Origin of the sequence: Ralstonia sp. RL, assembly GCF_001683835.1 — a bacterium.
Classification (GTDB): Bacteria; Pseudomonadota; Gammaproteobacteria; order Burkholderiales; family Burkholderiaceae; genus Ralstonia; species Ralstonia mannitolilytica.
This window is the reverse complement of sequence record NZ_LWRX01000059.1, coordinates 94940-112687: the sequence shown is the minus strand read 5'-3', so window position 1 is coordinate 112687 and position 17748 is coordinate 94940. Positions and strand designations below refer to the sequence as shown.

15 protein-coding genes are annotated in these 17748 nt (G+C 68.2%); 8 read left to right on the top strand and 7 right to left on the bottom strand.

Going from position 1 to position 17748, the window contains the following annotated elements; translation table 11 throughout:
• The first annotated feature begins 178 nt into the window (after positions 1-178).
• On the top strand, positions 179-1690 hold the full coding sequence (locus A6M56_RS06790; protein WP_062738119.1) for a M20 family peptidase: 1512 nt from the start codon (positions 179-181) through the stop codon (positions 1688-1690).
• Positions 1691-1692: 2 nt separating this feature from the next.
• On the opposite strand, the gene A6M56_RS06785 is transcribed toward A6M56_RS06790, so the two are convergent.
• Positions 1693-2661 carry a TauD/TfdA dioxygenase family protein gene (locus A6M56_RS06785; protein WP_062738120.1) on the bottom strand — a complete coding sequence of 323 codons (969 nt, stop codon included), beginning with the start codon at positions 2659-2661 and terminating at the stop codon, positions 1693-1695.
• A gap of 253 nt (positions 2662-2914) precedes the next feature.
• On the opposite strand from A6M56_RS06785, the gene A6M56_RS06780 reads away from it, so the two are divergent.
• A complete protein-coding gene (locus A6M56_RS06780) occupies positions 2915-3277 on the top strand; it encodes a DUF2917 domain-containing protein (protein WP_045218601.1) in 363 nt (120 codons plus the stop codon).
• 13 nt (positions 3278-3290) lie between these two features.
• On the opposite strand, the gene A6M56_RS06775 is transcribed toward A6M56_RS06780, so the two are convergent.
• Both A6M56_RS06775 and A6M56_RS06770 read right to left on the bottom strand, forming a co-directional pair.
• Positions 3291-4700, bottom strand: a complete 1410-nt coding sequence (locus tag A6M56_RS06775) for a heavy metal sensor histidine kinase (RefSeq protein WP_102079265.1) — start codon at positions 4698-4700, stop codon at positions 3291-3293.
• Positions 4697-5371: a heavy metal response regulator transcription factor gene (locus A6M56_RS06770; RefSeq protein WP_102079266.1), complete on the bottom strand. Its 675-nt coding sequence runs from the start codon at positions 5369-5371 to the stop codon at positions 4697-4699. Before A6M56_RS06770 ends, A6M56_RS06775 begins: the two co-directional genes overlap by 4 nt.
• 198 nt (positions 5372-5569) lie before the next feature.
• Here A6M56_RS06770 and A6M56_RS06765 point away from each other — a divergent pair, with 198 nt between their 5' ends.
• Genes A6M56_RS06765 through A6M56_RS06750 form a run of 4 tightly spaced genes read left to right on the top strand, consistent with a single transcriptional unit; the run spans position 5570 to position 11550 of the window.
• Entirely contained in the window at positions 5570-5887 is a 318-nt protein-coding gene (locus tag A6M56_RS06765) for a hypothetical protein (RefSeq protein ID WP_045218596.1), read from the top strand.
• Entirely contained in the window at positions 5887-7164 is a 1278-nt protein-coding gene (locus A6M56_RS06760; protein WP_102079267.1) for a TolC family protein, read from the top strand. The genes A6M56_RS06765 and A6M56_RS06760 overlap by 1 nt, the downstream gene beginning before the upstream one ends.
• A 23-nt stretch (positions 7165-7187) precedes the next feature.
• Entirely contained in the window at positions 7188-8372 is a 1185-nt protein-coding gene (locus tag A6M56_RS06755; protein ID WP_102079268.1) for an efflux RND transporter periplasmic adaptor subunit, read from the top strand.
• A 10-nt stretch (positions 8373-8382) separates the two neighbouring features.
• Positions 8383-11550 (top strand): efflux RND transporter permease subunit, encoded by a 3168-nt coding sequence (locus tag A6M56_RS06750; RefSeq protein WP_102079269.1) that lies wholly within the window; start codon positions 8383-8385, stop codon positions 11548-11550.
• A gap of 8 nt (positions 11551-11558) precedes the next feature.
• On the opposite strand, the gene A6M56_RS06745 is transcribed toward A6M56_RS06750, so the two are convergent.
• The 3 genes from A6M56_RS06745 to A6M56_RS06735 all read right to left on the bottom strand — a co-directional run bounded on the left by A6M56_RS06745 (position 11559) and on the right by A6M56_RS06735 (position 14223).
• Positions 11559-11993, bottom strand: coding sequence for an HIT family protein (locus tag A6M56_RS06745; protein ID WP_045218586.1), 435 nt, complete (start codon positions 11991-11993; stop codon positions 11559-11561).
• Positions 11994-12082: 89 nt separating this feature from the next.
• Positions 12083-13528, bottom strand: coding sequence for an MFS transporter (locus A6M56_RS06740; RefSeq protein WP_102079270.1), 1446 nt, complete (start codon positions 13526-13528; stop codon positions 12083-12085).
• Positions 13529-13572: 44 nt separating this feature from the next.
• Positions 13573-14223 carry a TetR/AcrR family transcriptional regulator gene (locus A6M56_RS06735; RefSeq protein ID WP_045218582.1) on the bottom strand — a complete coding sequence of 217 codons (651 nt, stop codon included), beginning with the start codon at positions 14221-14223 and terminating at the stop codon, positions 13573-13575.
• A gap of 259 nt (positions 14224-14482) precedes the next feature.
• Here A6M56_RS06735 and A6M56_RS06730 point away from each other — a divergent pair, with 259 nt between their 5' ends.
• Complete coding sequence (locus A6M56_RS06730) at positions 14483-15727, top strand: branched-chain amino acid ABC transporter substrate-binding protein (protein ID WP_045218580.1); 1245 nt, start codon at positions 14483-14485, stop codon at positions 15725-15727.
• A gap of 42 nt (positions 15728-15769) precedes the next feature.
• On the opposite strand, the gene A6M56_RS06725 is transcribed toward A6M56_RS06730, so the two are convergent.
• On the bottom strand, positions 15770-16702 hold the full coding sequence (locus A6M56_RS06725) for a 2-hydroxyacid dehydrogenase (RefSeq protein WP_102079271.1): 933 nt from the start codon (positions 16700-16702) through the stop codon (positions 15770-15772).
• Positions 16703-16956: 254 nt separating this feature from the next.
• On the opposite strand from A6M56_RS06725, the gene A6M56_RS06720 reads away from it, so the two are divergent.
• Positions 16957-17649, top strand: coding sequence for a glycine zipper 2TM domain-containing protein (locus A6M56_RS06720; protein ID WP_062738128.1), 693 nt, complete (start codon positions 16957-16959; stop codon positions 17647-17649).
• Positions 17650-17748: the final 99 nt, after the last annotated feature.

The following is a 17748-nucleotide window of genomic DNA, read 5'->3' as shown; positions in this document are numbered from 1 at the left end:
GTTGCCGGAAGCTGCCGAACACATCGGCAAGACTGTTCACAAGTGTTCGCTGCATTGTAACCCTGGGAAACCCGCCCCTCGGCGTGATGGCCACTGCACCGGGTTGCAGTGATACTTGTCATCCGGAGGCGGTGCGAAGAGGCCCGCAGGGCAGTTCACCATGAGGAGCGGATTCCCAATGAATGCATGGACGAAGCGTCGCGGCGCAGTGGTCGGGCGGCTGCTGTTGGCGGTGGTTGCGGTGGTGGTCGTGCTGGCGCTGTGCGTGGCCGTCAATACGTGGCGGCACGGCTCGCGCCAGCTCGATGTGCCGCCCGTGACGCCGGTGGCGGTGGACGGTGCTGCGGCAGCGGCGCACCTGGCCGAAGCCGTGCGCGCCCGCACGGTCTCCAGCGTCACCGACGCGCAGTTGAACGCCGACCAGTTCCGCCAGCTGCACGCCATGCTGCAGGCGCGTTACCCCAGGGCCCACGCAGTGCTCCAGCGCGAACTCGTGGGCGATTTCGCCTTGCTTTACACGTGGAAGGGCTCCGACCCGTCGTTGAAGCCCATCATGCTGATGGCGCACCAGGACGTCGTGCCCATCGCCCCCGGCACCGAGGGCGACTGGACGGAGCCGCCCTTTGCCGGCGTGGTGAAGGACGGCATGGTCTGGGGCCGCGGCGCGTGGGACGACAAGGGCAACCTGATCTCGCAGATGGAAGCCATCGAGCTGCTGGCCGCCGGCGGTTTCCAGCCGCGCCGCACCATCCACCTGGCCTTTGGCGCCGACGAGGAAGTGGGCGGCGACCGCGGCGCCCGGCAGATCGCCGCGCTGCTCAAGTCGCGTGGCGAGCGGCTCGATTTCGTGATCGACGAAGGGCTGCTGATTACCGAGGGCGTGCTGCCGGGCCTGACCAAGCCGGCCGCGCTGATCGGGGTGGCGGAAAAGGGTTTTCTCTCGGTGCAGCTGAAGGTGGCGGCAACGCCGGGGCATTCGTCGATGCCGCCGCCGCCCGGCCAGAGCGCCATCGCCATGATGAGCGCCACGCTCAAGCGGCTGGACGACGATCAGCTGCCCGCCGGCATCCGCGGCGTTGCGCAGGAGATGTTTGCCACGCTGGCACCCGAAATGCACGGTTTCAGCCGCGTCGCGCTGTCGAACCTGTGGCTGTTCGGGCCGATGGTGCAGAAGCAGCTGGAAGCGTCCGGCAGCTCCAACGCCATGCTGCGCACCACCACAGCGCTGACCATCGTGCAGGCCGGCAACAAAGACAACGTCCTGCCGGGCCGCGCCGAGGCCACGGTCAATTTCCGCCTGCTGCCCGGCGACACCATTGCGTCCGTCACCGCGCACGTGGAAGACGCCGCCAAGACCGCCGCGCCGCAGGGCAAGTTCGAACTGAGCAAGCTGCCCGGCTCAAGCGAGGCGTCGCCCGTGTCGCCCACGCAGTCGGCGTCGTATCAGTTGATCAACAAGACGGTGCGTGAGCTGTTTCCGGGCACGGTGGTGGCGCCGGGCCTGATGATCGGTGCCACGGATTCGCGCCACATGACCGGGATTGCCGACCATGTGTATCGCTTTTCGCCGGTGCGCGCGCGGCCCGAAGACCTGCCGCGCTTTCATGGCACCAACGAACGCATCACCGAGGCCAACCTGGTGGAGCTGATCCGCTTCTACCACCGGCTGGTGCAGCAGGCGGCCGGCTGAACTCAGTGCGCGGCGGCCACCAGTGCGTCGATGTGCGCATCGTTGGTAGCCTCGGGGCGGCGCAGTTGCGTGCTGCGTGTGCCGTCCACGGAGATGGCCGTGTCGCCGTGCACCGTCACGCGGCGCACCACGCGCGGCTGGTTGCCGTAATCGTTGATGGCGTAGTGCTGCGTGGCACGGTTGTCCCAGATGGCGACGTCGTCCTGCCGCCATTGCCAGCGCACGGTGTTCTCCAGCCGCGTCACGCGCTGCTGCAGCAGCTCGAACAGCCGCGCAGACTCGCTGCCCGACACGCCGGCAAAGCGTTTGACGAAATGGCCCAGCAGCAGGGCGCGTTCGCTCGTCTCGGGATGGACATGCACAACCGGATGCGACGCCTCGTACACGGCGGCGGTGAATACGTCGCGGTGATGCCGCAGGCGCGCCTCGTTGATCTGCGTGCGTTCGGCACCGTAGTCGTAGTCGTTGGTATGGACGGCCCAGAGCTGCTCGGCGAGCTGCTTGAGCGTGTCGGGCAGCTGTTCGTAGGCGCGCGCGGTGTTGGCCCACACCGTGTCGCCGCCGTAGGCCGGAATCGTCACGGCCCGCAGGATCGACACCTTCGGAAACGCATCGAGAAACGTCACGTCGGTGTGCCAGGAATCGGCCCGGCCGCCGCCCTTTGAAGCATCGAGTTCGAACAGCTGCGTGCCGGTCGGCGCGGGCACCGTCGGGTGCGCGACGATGCGGCCAAAACGCTTGCCGAACGCCTGGTGCTGCTCGTCGTCCAGATGCCGCTGGTCGCGAAAGAACAACACCTTGTACTTGAGCAGGGCGGCGTACAGGCTGGCGAACGTGTCTTCGGGCAGGTCCGCGCCCAGCTTGACGTCAAGCACCTCGCCGCCGATATGTCCGGCCACCCGGCGCACCCGCAGGGTTCCGAACGTTGTGTCGATGGCGCTGTCGTGGTTCTCGCTGGGGTCGTGCGGCATGGGCGGCTCCGGCAAATAGGGCAATGGCCCATGCTAGCCAGCCGCCGCCGCGCACAGAACGAACGGATTGACATATCCAAATGCAGTTCTGTCTGTCGTCGCACGGAACTGTTCGAGAAAGATGCTGAACAGTCCTGTCAAACTGTTCGCAACTGTTCATGTCCAATCCCCACCCTGCCGCGCAAGATGGAGTCGTGCCGATCTGCAGTGCCATAACAATCCACCACGAACCCCCGGCACAGGAGTCTCCATCATGCGCGAAATCAGGATCTTCGAACTTGACCGGCAGGGCGTGCCGGTAAGCTGGCGATCGGCGCGGGCCCAGACCATCGCCGCACAGGCCGGGTTGTTGTGGGTCACGCAGGAGCATCAGCGGCAGGACATCTGGCTCAGGCCGGGGCAGTCGATCGACGTGCCGGCGGGCGTGCGCTTCTGGCTCTCCGGCGAGACGGTGGACGGTACGCCCGCGCGCTTTTCCGTGACCGAAGACGTCAACGCCCCGCGCCGCCTGCTGCGCTTCGTCGGCCTGCTGGTGGCCGCCGCGTACCGCCGGATCGTGCGCGATGACGGCCAGGACGCCACGCGCACGCCCTCGGCGCTGCGCATCGGCACATGACGAAGCCGCGCGCCTAGTTGGGAAACACGAGCCGGAACTCGGTCCGCCCGTGCGGCGGGCTGCTGGCTTCCACGCTGCCGCCGTGCAGGTCCATGATGGTCTTCACGATCGCCAGCCCCAAGCCCGTCGACTGGCTCGACCGCGCGCCGGATTGTGCACGCGAAGGGTCGCCGCGGTAGAACCGCTCGAACAGCAGCGGCAGGATCGCCGCCGGAATGCCGGGCCCGGGGTTGCGCACGCGGATCGCGGTGGCGTGCGGCAGCGTCTCGATGGCCACGTCGATGCGCTCGCCGGTGGGGGTGTGGCGCAGCGCGTTGTCGAGCAGGTTGTTCAGCGCCCGGCGCAGCAGCGTAGCGTCGGCACGGACGAGGCCATCCCCGGTGACGTCGATGACGATGTCGCGGTCGGCGGCCACGGCTTCGAAGTAGTCCACCAGTACCTGAACCTCGTGGCGTGCCTCGAGCATGGCGGTGGCGACCGCCACGCGCGTGTGGTCGGCGCGCGCGAGAAACAGCATGTCTTCGATCATGTGCGACAGGCGCGCGTACTCCTCCAGGTTCGATTCGAGCACGCTGCGGTACTCGTCGGCCGCGCGCGGGTGGGCCAGCGTGACTTCGGTCTGCCCGACCAGGTTCGCCAGCGGTGTGCGGAAATCGTGCGCCAGGTCTGCGGAGAACTGCGACAGGCGTGCGAAGCCGTCCTGCAGCCGCGCGAGCATGGCATTGAGCGAGGCGAGCAGGTCGGCCAGTTCACGCGGCGCACCCTCCAACGCCAGGCGCGTCTCGAGCTGACTCGGGACCACGGCCGCTGCCTGCCTGCCGATGCGCGCCAGCCCGCGCAGCGTGCCGCGCACCAGCAGCAGGCTCAGCAGCGCCACGGCGGCCACACCGCCGACGACCGCAAACACGATGTGACGCTGGTACTTCGCCAGCAACGCTGCACGGCTGTCGCCGTCCTGCGCGACCAGCACGATCACCTTCGTACCCCGCTCGCCCAGCGGCGCCTCGGCCGCCACAGCACGCGACACCATGCCTGCCATCGATGTCCATGTCTGTACCGCAGGCTCTGAAGGGGCCACGCCGGCCGGCACAATGGCCGGCATCGCGACCGCCTCGCTTTCGGGGTTCACCTCCACCAGCGTGCGGCCGTCCGGGGCGGCAATGCGCAGGATCAGGCCGTCATGGCCGGACACCACGTCGGTGTAACGGTGGGCGTTGCGTGCCAGGTCGTCGACGCTCGCGGCCTCGCTGGTCAGATGCCGCAACTGCGCGATCTTGCCGAGCAGCATCGCATCGTCGGCGGCGCGCAATTGCGCATTCAGCGCGTAATACAGGTACGTGCCCGCTGCGGTGAGCGTGACCGACGCCACCACCACGAACGCCAGGACCAGGCGGCCGGCAAGCGAAGCGGGCCAGCGCATCAGCGGGCTGCCTCGTCGAGCACGTAGCCCATGCCGCGCAATGTGTGGATCAGCTTGTGCTCGAATGGGTCGTCGACCTTGGCGCGCAGGCGGCGGATCGACACGTCCACCACGTTGGTGTTGCTGTCAAAGTTCACGTCCCACACCTGCGACGCTATCAGCGAGCGCGAAAGCACCTCGCCTGCGCGGCGCGCCAGCAGGTGCAGCAGTGCGTATTCCTTGGCGGTCAGGTCGATGCGTTGGCCCGCGCGCGTGACGCGGCGCCTGATGGTGTCGATGGTCAGGTCCGCAATTTCGAGGATCTCGCTCTCGCGCATCGGACCGCGCCGCAGGATGGTGCGTATGCGCGCCACGAGCTCGGCAAAGGCGAACGGCTTGACGAGGTAATCGTCGGCGCCGAGTTCCAGCCCCTTGAGCCGGTCGGGCAGTTCGTCGCGCGCGGTCAGGAACAGCACCGGCGTGCTCTTGTGCCGGCGCAGTTCCTGGATGAACTGCCAGCCGTCCATGCCGGGCAGCATGACGTCCAGCACGATCAGGTCGTAGTCATGCTCCATGGCCTGAAAGAGGCCGTCGGGGCCGGTGCGGGCAAGGTCGGCCACGAAGCCGGATTCGGTCAGGCCCTTGCGGAGGTAGTCGCCCGCCTTGGGCTCGTCTTCAACGATGAGCAGTCGCATGATGAGAAAGGCGCGGGCGCTGGTGGCCCGCCGTGCTGCCAATGCCGCCACGATAGGCCAAAACCCCCGTGGAGGCGACAAAGATGACAACTTTGTCATCTTCGGGTCATGCCCGCGTGGCGCGCCCCTCCGTAGACTGGCCGCACCGACATCGCCCCTTCCTGCTGCTGGTGTCGGCATTTTTCGAAGGAGATGATCATGGCGATCCGATTCCCACGTGCGCTCTGGCTGGCCGCCCTGGCGGCAACCCTGGCAACCGGCACCGCGCTTGCCGCCCAAGACCTGCGCGGCGACTGCTGCGAGCCGCAGGCCAAGCCGATGGCTGCCCCACTGGCCAAGACCGGCACGCGAGACGCCTATACCGACGGCGCCCGAACGGGCGCGCGCGACCCGTACACCGACGGTGCTGCGCAAGCCGTGCTCGAGGCCCGCGTCGGGGCGCGTGATCCGTACACCGACGGCGGCTTGAGCGGCCCCCGCGCACGCGATCCGTACGCAGCCGGTGCGCACGCGTGATGCCCTGGCTGCAGCCTGTTGCAGCCGCCATCGCCGGTTGCGCGGCTCTGATGCCGGCCGCGGCGATGGCGCTCGACCTTACCGCGCCGACGGCCGCATCGGCATCCGGCGAACCGGCCGTGGCCCAGGGCCAAGCCGGCCGGGTGACCTTGCAGCAGGCCATCGACCGTGCCATGCAGACGCACCCGGCGATCGCGGCGGCCGGTTACGAGATCGCCGCCAGCGAAGGCGCGCTCGACCAGGCGCGCCGCTGGCGCAATCCCGAGGCCGCCTTCACGACCGAGGACGTGCGCCGCGATCGCGCCACGATGACGGCGCAATTGAACATTCCGCTCGAACTTGGCGGCAAGCGCGGCGCCCGGACGCGCGCCGCAGAAGCCGCGCGTGACGCGACGGCGCAAGATGCCGCGGTGCTGCGCGCCGAACTGCGTGCCGACGTCACGCGCGCGTTCTTCGACCTGCTGATCGCGCAGGAGCGCCTGTCGCTGGCGCAGGCGTCGGACACCTTGGCCGCCGAGGCCGAATCGGCCGCCGCACGGCGCGTGCAGGCGGGCAAGGTGTCCCCCGTGGAGCAGACCAAGGCTGGTGTGGTGCGGGCCAGCGCCGCCATCGAGTTGCGCGATGCCCAGGCGGAACTGCAGGTTGCGCAGCGCGCGCTGGCCGCGTTCTGGGGCGGTACGCCCTTCGCCCCGGAAGCCGACGGCAGCGTCGAGACCCTGCCCATCGTGCCGCCGGAAGCCCGCGCGGCGGCCGGGGCGCTGGAGGCCACGCCGCGTGCCGTCCGCGCCCGGCTCGAGATCGAACGCCGCCAGGCACTCGCCAATGTGGAGCGCGCCAAGCGCGTGCCCGACGTCACGCTCATCGTGGGGGCCAAGCGCGACAGCGCGGCGAACAACAACATGGCCGTCGTCGGCATTGCCGTGCCGCTGCCGCTGTTTGACCGCAACCAGGGCAGCCTGCTCGAGGCGCAGCGCCGGGCTGACAAGGCGTTCGAAGACTACCGCGCATTGCAGCTCGAACAGGGCGCCGCGCTCGCGCAGGATGTCGCGCGGCTCGAGGCCGCTCGCGCGACCGTGAAATCGCTGCGCGCCAATGTGCTGCCCGGCGCGCAGCGCGCGTACGATGCCGCCCGCATCGGCTTTGATGCCGGCAAGTTCAACTTTCTCGATGTGCTGGACGCGCAGCGCACGCTGTTCCAGGCGCGAGCCCAATACCTCGCCGCACTGTCGCGCGCGCATCAGGCCGCTGGCGGCATCGATCGCATCCTGGGCCGCTAGCGCCCGCTTCCTTTCCTGCTGACATGACACTTCCCCCGCAACAACGGCGCGCCATCGCGCTGATCGTCGTGCTCGGTGCGCTGGCCGCGACCGGCCTGTGGTTCGGCATGGGCGCCCGGCCATCGCCAACGGCCGAGCCCGAAGCCGGCGCTGCCGCAACGGACACCGCCGAGGGCCATCACGCCGAACTGCTGGCCATGACGCCGGGCGCCATGGCCAATGCAAGCATCGGCGTGGAGACGGCCGGCCCCGCCGAGCTGCGCACCGAAGTCGTCTTGCCGGGTGAGATCCGCCTGAACGAAGACCGCACCGCGCATGTGGTGCCGCGCGTGGCCGGCGTGGCCGAGAAGGTCGCCGTGGAACTGGGCCAGGCCGTCAAGCGTGGTCACCTGCTGGCCGTGCTGTCGAGCCCCGCGCTGTCGGACCAGCGCAGCGAACTGCAGGCTGCCCAGCAGCGTCTCGCGCTCGCACAGCAGGCGCATGCACGCGAGAAACGGCTGTGGGAGCAGGGCATCGCTGCCGAGCAGGATTACCAGCAGGCCCGCACCGCATTGCAGGAAGCGCGCATCGCGGCCGACAACGCGCGCCAGAAGCTGGCGGCCATCGGTGCCGCGCCCGGCGGTTCGGCGTTGAACCGCTTCGAGTTGCGGGCGCCGTTCGACGGTGTCGTCGTGGCGAGGCATCTTTCGCAGGGCGAGGCCGTGCAGGCAGAAACGGCCGTCTTTACCGTGGCTGACCTGCGGACCGTGTGGGCCGATTTTTCCGTCACGGCCAAGGACCTGGAGGCGGTGACGACCGGCGCTGCGGCAACGGTGCGCGCCACCGCCACCGGCACCGCGGTCGACGGCAAGGTGTCATACGTGGGCGCATTGCTGGGCGAGCAGACGCGCACCGCGCCCGCCCGCGTGACGCTCGACAACCCGAAGCTGGCGTGGCGGCCCGGCATGTTCGTCAACGTGTCGGTGGAGTCGGGCCGGGCGCGTGTGCCCGTGGCCGTGCGTGCCGAAGCCTTGCAGACCGTCGATGACAAGCCCTCCGTGTTCGTGCCCGTGGAGGGCGGCTTTGAGGTGCGCCCCGTCAAGACCGGCCGCACCGACGGCACGTGGACGGAAATCGTCGAAGGGCTGGCCGCCGGCACGCGCTATGCCGCCGCCAACAGCTACGTGCTCAAAGCCGAGGCCGGCAAGTCCGCCGACCACGGCCACTGACGGAGGCGCCATGTTCGAACGCCTGTTGCGCACCGTCATTGCCCAACGCTGGCTCGTGCTGCTGGCCGTGCTGGCCGCCGCCGCTTTCGGTGCGTATAGCTACACGCGCCTGTCGATCGACGCGGTTCCGGACATTACCAACGTGCAGGTGCAGATCAACACGCCTGCGCCCGGCTACTCGCCGCTGGAGACGGAGCAGCGCATCACCTATGCGCTGGAGACCGCAATGGCGGGGCTGCCGAAGCTCGAGCAGACGCGCTCGCTGTCGCGCTACGGGCTGTCGCAGGTGACCGTCATCTTCAAGGAAGGCACCGACATCTACTTTGCGCGCCAGCTCGTGAGCGAGCGCCTGCAGGCCGCCAAGGAACAGCTGCCCGACGGCATCTCGCCGAGCATGGGGCCGGTCTCCACGGGGCTGGGCGAGATCTACCTGTGGACGGTCGAGGCAGACGCGAATGCGCGCAAGCCCGATGGCACGGCTTACACACCAGCGGACCTGCGTGAGCTGCAGGACTGGGTGATCCGTCCGCAGATCCGCAACGTGCCGGGCGTGACGGAGGTCAATACCATCGGTGGATTCGCCAAGGAATTCCTGGTGGCGACGAGCCCGGAGCGGCTGGCGTCGTACAGGCTGACGCTGGCCGACGTGGTGTCGGCGCTTGAGCGCAACAACGCCAACGTCGGCGCGGGCTATATCGAGCGCAAGGGCGAGCAATACCTCGTGCGTGCGCCCGGCCAGCTGCGTGATGCGGCCGACATCGGCAACGTGGTGCTCGCCAGCCCCAACGGCACGCCGGTGCGCCTGCGCGATGTCGCCACGATCGACAGCGGCAGCGAGCTGCGCACGGGCGCGGCCACCAGCAACGGGCGTGAGGTCGTGCTCGGCACGGCCTTCCTGCTGATCGGCGAAAACAGCCGCACGGTGTCGCAGGCGGTGGACAAGCGCATGCAGGACATCCGCAAGACGTTGCCGGCCGGCATTCGCGTCGAACCGGTGTATGACCGCACGGTACTCGTCGACAAGGCCATCGCCACCGTCAAGAAGAACCTGGTGGAAGGCGCCATCCTGGTGATGGCGGTCCTGTTCGTCTTCCTCGGCAATCTGCGCGCGGCGGTGCTGACGGCGCTGGTGATTCCGCTGTCGATGCTGATGACCTTCAGCGGCATGGTGTCGGCCAAGGTCAGTGCGAACCTGATGAGCCTGGGCGCACTCGACTTCGGCATCATCGTCGACGGCGCGGTGGTGATCGTCGAAAACTGCGTGCGGCGCCTCGCGCATGCGCAGCAGGTGCGGGGCCGGCCACTGAGCCGCGCCGAGCGCCTTGACGAAGTGTTCGAAGCCGCCCGCGAAGCGCGCCGCCCGCTGCTGTACGGCCAGTTGATCATCATGGTCGTGTACCTGCCGATCTTCGCGCTGTCGGGCGTGGAAGGAAAGATGTTCCACCCGATGGCGACCACCGTCGTGCTGGCGCTCGCGGCGGCCATGGTGCTGTCCATCACGTTCGTGCCAGCAGCGGTGGCCCTGTTCATCGGCGAGCGCGTGTCGGAGAAGGAAAACCGCCTGATGGGCTGGGCGCGCCGCACGTACGCGCCGCTGCTCGAGCGCGTGCTGGCAGCGCCTGCCGTGGTGATGACGTTTGCCGTGGTGGCCGTGGCGGTCTCGCTGGTCGCGGCCACGCGCCTGGGTGCGGAATTCGTGCCGAGCCTGAACGAAGGCGACTTCGCCATGCAGGCGATGCGTGTGCCGGGCACGGGCCTGGCGCAATCGCTGGAGATGCAGAAGCAGATCGAGCGCACGCTCAAGGCCAAGTTTCCGGAGATCGAGCGCGTGTTCGCGCGTACCGGTACCGCGGAGGTCGCCACCGACGTGATGCCGCCCAGCATTTCCGACGGCTACATCATGCTCAGGCCCGAGCAGGACTGGCCGGCCGGCCCAGCGGGCACGCGCCGCACGCGCGACCAGTTGCTTGCCGATATCCGCGCCGTGCTGCAGGCGCTGCCGGGCAACGCATACGAGTTCTCGCAGCCGATTCAGCTGCGCTTCAACGAGCTGATCTCTGGCGTGCGCAGCGATGTGGCGGTCAAGCTGTTTGGCGACGACATGGCCGTGCTGGAGGCGCAGGCCAGGACCATCGCCGCGCAGCTGGGCAAGCTGGCCGGCGCAACGGAAGTGAAGATCGAGCAGACCGGCGGCCTGCCGTTTTTGAACGTCGACATCGACCGCGAGAAGGCCGCGCGCTACGGCCTGTCGGTCGGCGCGATCCAGGACACGGTGTCCGCAGCCATCGGCGGCAAGGACGCCGGTACGGTGTTCCAGGGTGACCGCCGCTTCGGCATCGTGGTGCGTCTGCCGGAAACGTCGCGCAGCGATCCGGCCTCGCTGGGCCGCCTGCCGCTGGCATTGCCCAACGGGCAGGGCTACGTGCCGTTGTCCGACGTGGCCACGCTCAACGAGGTGAGCGGCCCCAACCAGGTCAGCCGCGAAGACGGCAAGCGGCGGATCGTCGTCAGCGCGAATGTGCGCGGCCGCGACATCGCCTCGTTCGTCGAAGAGGCGCAGGCCGTGCTCGATGCGCAGGTGCGCCTGCCCGCGGGGTACTGGATGGCCTGGGGCGGGCAGTTCGAGCAGTTGCAGTCGGCCACGCAACGCCTGCAGTTCGTGGTGCCGCTGGCGCTGAGCCTCGTGCTCACGCTGCTGTTCATGATGTTCGGCAATCTCAAGGACGGCTTGCTCGTGTTCTCCGGCATTCCGTTTGCGCTGTCGGGCGGCATCCTGGCGCTGGCGTTGCGCGGCATTCCGCTGTCGATCTCGGCCGCCGTGGGCTTCATCGCCCTGTCCGGCGTGGCGGTGCTCAACGGGCTGGTGATGCTCACCTTCATCCGCAGCCTGCGCGAAGCCGGCAAGTCTGTGGACGAGGCCGTGCGCGAGGGCGCGCTCACGCGCCTGCGGCCGGTGCTCATGACGGCCCTGGTGGCTTCGCTCGGCTTCGTGCCGATGGCGCTGGCCACCGGCACGGGCGCCGAGGTGCAGCGTCCGCTCGCCACGGTGGTGATCGGGGGGATCCTGTCGTCGACGGCGCTCACGCTGCTGGTGCTGCCGGTGCTGTACCGGCTGGCGTATCGACGGGCGGCGCCGGCCGCGCGGGCAGACGCTCTTGCGCCGTCTGCCGCGCCGTAGTGCAACGCTTACTGCGCGTTCAGCGCCGCGATGATCTTGTCTGCGTGGGCCTTCAGCGTCTCGGGCGCGGCCTGCACGCGGGCGTGCGGATGCAGCTCCTTGCCGGGATAGCGCGGCAGCACGTGGAAATGCACGTGCGGCACCGTCTGGCCGGCGGCAGCGCCGTTGAGCTGGAACACGGCGATGCCCGGGGCGGAGAAGGCATCGCGCACCGCACGTGCGAGCTTGCGCGTCGTGACGATTGCCGCGGCTGCAGCTTCGTCCGACAGGTAGAACAGTTCCGTGGCGCCTTCCTTGGGCAGCACCAGCACGTGGCCGTCGGCCTGCGGCATGATGTCCATGAAGGCCAGGGTGTGCTCGTCTTCATACACCTTGGTGCAGGGCAGCTCGCCGCGCAGGATCTTGGCGAAGATGTTCTGGTTGTCGTAGGTCGCATCAGGCATGGGTGTCTCCGGCAAACAAAAAAATGGCAGCGGGCAGTATATATGCGACGTACGGCGCCGCGCCGGGCGCCCACGCTCGGGGCGACGCGTCAAGCCGGGCCATCGTCCATCGACAGCGGTGCGGCGACGTGCTCGAGCGGCTTGCGTTCGGCTGCCGTGCCCCAGCGCGCCTGCACCCCGGCGGCGAGCAGCATCAGTGCCGCGCCCAACGCGTAGCCGGCAAACACGGCGCCGCGCGAATGGGTATCGATGAGCCAGCCGAACAGCGCCGGCCCCGCCACACCGCCCAGCCCTGTACCGACGGCGTAGAACAGCGCAATGGCGAGCGCGCGCACCTCGAGCGGGAACGTCTCGCTCACCGTCAGGTACGCTGAACTGGCGGCAGCCGAAGCGAAGAAGAACACCACGGTCCATGCGAGCGTCTGCGTGGCGCCGTCCAGCACGCCGGCCTTGAACAGCGCACCGCTGGCAAGCAGCAGCACGCCGCTGGCTGCATACGTGGCGGCAATCATCGCGCGCCGGCCCACGACGTCGAACAGCCGCCCCAGCAGCAGCGGCCCGAGAAAATTGCCGAGCGCAAACGGCAGCAGATACGTGCCGACCTTCGTGGCCGGCACGTCGTAGAAGTCCGTCAGCACGAGCGCGTAGGTAAAGAAGATGGCGTTGTAGAAGAACGCCTGCGCCGCCATCAAGGCAAGCCCCACCAGTGCGCGCTGCCGGTGCTGCACGAACAGCACGCGCGCCACTTCCAGCAGGCTCGGATGGCCGCGGTTGCGCAGGCGCAGGGTTGGCACCGGTGCACCGTCGAAGCAATGGCCCCGCGCCGCGATCTCGTTTTCGATCGTGCAGACGATGGCCTGTGCTTCTTCATGGCGGCCGCGTGTGAGCAGCCAGCGCGGGCTTTCCGGAATCCAGAAGCGCATCACCAGGATGACGAGCCCCAGCGCCGCGCCAATGAAGAAGCACAGCCGCCAGCCGATATCGACGCGCATGTGCGCAGGGTCCAGCAGCCACAGCGATGCGCCGGCGCCCACGGCCGCACCGACCCAGAACGTGCCGTTGATGGCGAGGTCCGTCCAGCCGCGCACGCGCGCCGGTGTGAGCTCCTGGATGGTCGAGTTGATGGCCGCGTATTCCCCGCCGATGCCCGCGCCCGTGAGCGCACGGAACACGACGAGGCTGGCGAAGTTCCACGAAAACGCCGTCGCCAGCGTGGCCGAGATGTACACGCCCAGCGTGATGAAGAACAGCTTGCGGCGGCCGAGCCGGTCCGTCAGCCAGCCGAAGAGCAGCGCGCCGAGCACCGCGCCGGCCAGGTACGCGCTGCTGGCCATGCCGACCTGCGCATTGGTGAGCCGCAACGCCGGGCTTTGCTTGAGCGCACCGGCCACCGCGCCCGCCAGCGTCACCTCGAGCCCATCGAGCAGCCACGTGATGCCCAACGCGATGACCACGCGCGTGTGGAAGCGGCTCCAGGGCAGGCGGTCGAGCCGGCCGGGCAGGTCCGAGGTGTGAGGGGCTGGCGATCCGGGCATCGCGGCGCACTCCGGCTGATGGAATGCGCACGATGCAGCACGATTTATTCCTGCGAGGCTTTGCGCGGGCGCTCGAGGGGGGCGCCGGCCAGCAGCGTGTCTTCGAAGAAGCGGCGGCGCGCGTCCTTGTCGGGCTTGCTGCCCTGGTTCCAGAGCAGTGCCTCGGAAAGCTGATACGCGTACAGCATGAATGCGCGTGTCTTCGCGTCCTTGCGCGCAAAGCCCATCGCCTGGAAGTGCTTCACGTAGTAGTCCATGCGGTGCTCGTCGACCGCGTCGACTGCCTCCTGCGCCATGGGGTCGCGGCGTGCCCACGCACGGATGGCGAATTCGATCATGGCGGTGCGGCGCGCGCTGCGTCCGCGAAACGGCAGGGCGAGCAGATCGCGCACCAGCCCCTGCACCGACGCGTTCTGCCGCTCCAGCTTGGGGCCGATGCGCGTGCGTTCGCTCCAGTCCTGCAGCACCTGGTGGAGCAGGTCGTCGCGGTTCTTGAAGTGCCAGTAGAAGCTGCCGCGCGTGACATCCAGCTGCTTGGCGAGCACGTCCACGCGCACGGCGTCGATGCTCTTGGTCACCAGCAGATCCGTGGCGGCGCGCACCCAGTCGTGGGGCGTGAGCTGTGTACGGGGCGTGGGGCTGGCGGATGCGGTGTCGACGGGTGCGTCGTGTTCGTCGATCAGCGGGGAGGTCATGCGCACCTCGGCGGCGTGGACATGAAGGCGGATTCTATCGACGCCGGCACGGCTGTCCAGCGCTTCAATCGGGCTGACGCCCCCAGGTTTGCGCGGGTTGACACGTCAACAAACGCACTTCTACCATGCACATACGTTTGTGTATGGAAGGAACGAGCTGCCGCAAGCCTCGGTTTGCGGTTTTGTGAAGGTGCCATGCTCGACGATGCCTTCTGCACGGCGTCCACCGATAAAAGACAAGACATCAGGAGACATTTGCATGAAGGCATTTCGAGTCGCACTGTGCGCGGCCGCCGTGGCAGGCGCATTCTGCGCAGGGGCTGTACACGCCGAGACCGTCAAGATCGCCTGGATCGATCCGCTGTCCGGGCTGATGGGCGCGCTGGGCCAGAACCAGTTGCGCAGCTGGCAATACGCGGCGGATCTCGCCAACCAGCAGAACTGGAGCGGCAACGGCACCAGGTTTGAAGTCGTCGGCTTTGACAACAAGGTCTCGCCGCAAGAGAGCCTGACCATCCTCAAGCAGATCACCGACCAGGGCATCCGCTATGTCGCGCAGGGCGACGGATCGAGCGTGGGCATGGCGCTGCAGGATGCCATCGCCAAATACAACGACCGCAACCCGGGCAAGGAGATCATCTACCTGAACTACGCCGCGGTCGATCCGGACATGACGAACAGCAAGTGCAACTACTGGCACTTCCGCCTGGACGCCAACTCCGACATGAAGATGGAGGCGCTGACGACGTATCTGGCGAAGGATCCGAACATCAAGAAGGTGTACCTGCTGAACCAGAACTACTCGTTCGGCCACCAGGTGGCGCGCGCGGCCAAGGAATACCTCAAGCGCAAGCGTCCGGACATCCAGGTCGTTGGCGAAGACCTGCATCCGCTGGCGCAGGTGAAGGACTTCTCGCCGTACGTCGCCAAGATCCGCGCATCGGGGGCCGACACCGTCATCACCGGCAACTGGGGGAGCGATCTCGCGCTGCTGATCCGCGCATCGAAGGATGCGGGCCTGAACACGAACTTCTATACGTACTACGCCGGCACCACCGGCGTGCCGACGGCGATGGGCGCCTCGGGTGCCGACCGCGTGAAGGTGATCAGCTACTTTGCGCCGAACGACGGCAACCCGAAGACGAACGCCGTGCTCGACGGCTTCAAGAAGAAGTACAACGACGACTTCTTCAACGCCGATGTCTATACCGGCATCGCGTTCCTCGCCAAGGCCATCAAGACGACGGGCTCGGCCGAGCCCGCCAAGGTGGCCAAGGCGATGGAAGGCATGACGGTGGAAAGCCTCAACGGCCCGGTCGAGATGCGCAAGACCGACCACCAGGCCCAGCAGACGCTGTACGTGACCACCTGGGTCAAGGCCGACGGCAAGAAGATCAAGTACGACCAGGAAAACACCGGCTACGGCTGGCGCACCGACGTCACGCTCGAGCCGCACCTGGGCGCGCAACCGACGTCGTGCCAGATGAAGCGGCCGACCTCGTGATTGCGTGATCGCGTAGCAACCGTTCCCGGCCGGGGCTGCGGCTCAGACCGGGGATACCACGCCCGTGCCGGCAAGGTGCCCGCGGGCGTTCTCCAGGAAGCGGTCGACCGTCGCCTGCACCGATTCCGGCGACCAGCCCGCAATGTGCGGCGTCAGCACGACCTGCTCGAGGTCCAGCAGCCCGGCCGGCGGGGCTGGCTCGCTCTCATAGACATCCAGGCCCGCGCCACCCAGCCTGCCGGCGCGGATGGCGGCTTCCAGCGCGGCCGTGTCGACCACGCTGCCGCGCGCGATGTTCACCACGTAGCCATTCGGGCCCAGCGCTTCCAGGATCGTCTGGTTGACGAGGTGCCGCGTCTGCGCACCGCCCGGTGTGGCGACGATCAGGAAATCCGCCCATTCGGCCATGTCCTTGAGCGCATCGAAGTAGCGGTAGCCGACCCCTTCGCGCGGCTTGCGGTTGTGATAGCCGATCTGCATGTCGAAGCCGGCTGCGCGGCGCGCGATCTGCAGGCCGATGGTGCCCAGGCCCACGATGCCCAGGCGCTTGCCCCACACGCCGGGCTGCAGCGGAATGTCGTCGCGCCAGACGCCGTTGCGCGTGGTGCGATCCAGCTTGGGGATGCCGCGCACCGTGGCCAGCAGCAGGCCCATGGCATGGTCGGCCACGCAGGCGTCATTGGTGCCGGCGCCATTGGCCACCACCACGCCGCGCTCGCGGGCCGCCTGCACGTCGATATTCTCGTAACCGGCGCCCAGTGCGCACGCGAGTTCCAGCCGCGGCATGGCGTCCATCTCCGCTGCCGTCAGCCCCGTCGAGCCGTTGGTGAGAACGATGCGCACGTGGTGCCCGTCGCGGGCGATGGCCGCATCGCGTTCGGCCCGGGTCGGTGCGTGGATGACGTGGAAGTGTGGCGCGATCTGCGCCACGTTCTCGGGCGTCATCGCAATGAGGATCAGCAGCGTCGCTTGCATGGTGAGGAGGACAGGGCTGGCCGCGTCTTGTCGGCTGGCAGTGCCGCGCGCGGCGCCCGGCGATGATAGCGCGCCGCCGGACGGCATGCCGAAGCGCTGTCCGCGACGCGGTTACACCGCGTTACCGATGAGCAGGTTTGGTTGCACGGGCCGGTCCGGCCACGGCATAGACTTTGCGGCACCAGGCGCATCGCCACGCCGGAGCGTATGGCCCCGGCCGGCCAAGACGCCTTGTCCACAAGACGGGATTCATCATGCGAGCAACGAACAAGTCCGACCGTGCAGGGCGTGCAGCACGCTGGGTGGCGCTGGCCACGTTGACTGCCATGGCAGCAGGTCTGGCCGGGTGCGTCACGGCACCGCCGTACAGCAGCTACGGCGCGGGTTATGGCGCCGGCTATGCGGCGGGCAGCAACGCGTACGGCAACACGTCATACGCCAGCAGCTATACCAGCGGGTACGGCAACACGTACGGCAACGGCTACGGCAGCTACGACCCGAACGCGCCGCAGCCGTATGGGCCGCAGCCGGCGCCTGCCTATTCGCAGCCGAATTACTCGCCGTATCCGAGCACGTATCCGAATAGCGGCGACCAAGCCTACCAGGCGCCGGCCGACAACCGCTACGGCGTCGTCGAGTATGTCGAGGCCGTGCCGGTGCGCGGCCAGCCGAGCGGCGTGGGCGCCGTGCTCGGCGGTGTGGTGGGCGGACTGCTTGGCCACCAGGTCGGCGGCGGCCGCGGCAATACCGTGGCGACCATCGGCGGCGCAGTGGCCGGGGCCATGGCGGGCAATGCGGTGGAAGGCAATACCGTGGTCGGCCAGACCTACCGCGTGACCTTGCGCCTGAACGACAACTCGCGCGTGACGCTGACGCAGAACAATCCCAACGGCCTGCGCGCCGGGGACCGGGCCCGCATCGAAAACAACATGGCGGTGCCGTACTAGGCACTTTCGTCCGGCTCACGTCTGGCATGGGAGTCAGCCCGCTTCAGAAACCACGCGGGCTGGCCGATATAGCGGGAGCGACAACCCGCTGTGACTCTC

Coding starts and splice junctions, on each gene's coding strand:
- A6M56_RS06790 (WP_062738119.1), top strand. CDS start 179: ATGAATGCATGGACGAAGCGTCGCGGCGCAGTGGTCGGGCGGCTGCTG.
- A6M56_RS06785 (WP_062738120.1), bottom strand. CDS start 2,661: ATGCCGCACGACCCCAGCGAGAACCACGACAGCGCCATCGACACAACG.
- A6M56_RS06780 (WP_045218601.1), top strand. CDS start 2,915: ATGCGCGAAATCAGGATCTTCGAACTTGACCGGCAGGGCGTGCCGGTA.
- A6M56_RS06770 (WP_102079266.1), bottom strand. CDS start 5,371: ATGCGACTGCTCATCGTTGAAGACGAGCCCAAGGCGGGCGACTACCTC.
- A6M56_RS06765 (WP_045218596.1), top strand. CDS start 5,570: ATGGCGATCCGATTCCCACGTGCGCTCTGGCTGGCCGCCCTGGCGGCA.
- A6M56_RS06760 (WP_102079267.1), top strand. CDS start 5,887: ATGCCCTGGCTGCAGCCTGTTGCAGCCGCCATCGCCGGTTGCGCGGCT.
- A6M56_RS06755 (WP_102079268.1), top strand. CDS start 7,188: ATGACACTTCCCCCGCAACAACGGCGCGCCATCGCGCTGATCGTCGTG.
- A6M56_RS06750 (WP_102079269.1), top strand. CDS start 8,383: ATGTTCGAACGCCTGTTGCGCACCGTCATTGCCCAACGCTGGCTCGTG.
- A6M56_RS06745 (WP_045218586.1), bottom strand. CDS start 11,993: ATGCCTGATGCGACCTACGACAACCAGAACATCTTCGCCAAGATCCTG.
- A6M56_RS06740 (WP_102079270.1), bottom strand. CDS start 13,528: ATGCCCGGATCGCCAGCCCCTCACACCTCGGACCTGCCCGGCCGGCTC.
- A6M56_RS06735 (WP_045218582.1), bottom strand. CDS start 14,223: ATGACCTCCCCGCTGATCGACGAACACGACGCACCCGTCGACACCGCA.
- A6M56_RS06730 (WP_045218580.1), top strand. CDS start 14,483: ATGAAGGCATTTCGAGTCGCACTGTGCGCGGCCGCCGTGGCAGGCGCA.
- A6M56_RS06725 (WP_102079271.1), bottom strand. CDS start 16,702: ATGCAAGCGACGCTGCTGATCCTCATTGCGATGACGCCCGAGAACGTG.
- A6M56_RS06720 (WP_062738128.1), top strand. CDS start 16,957: ATGCGAGCAACGAACAAGTCCGACCGTGCAGGGCGTGCAGCACGCTGG.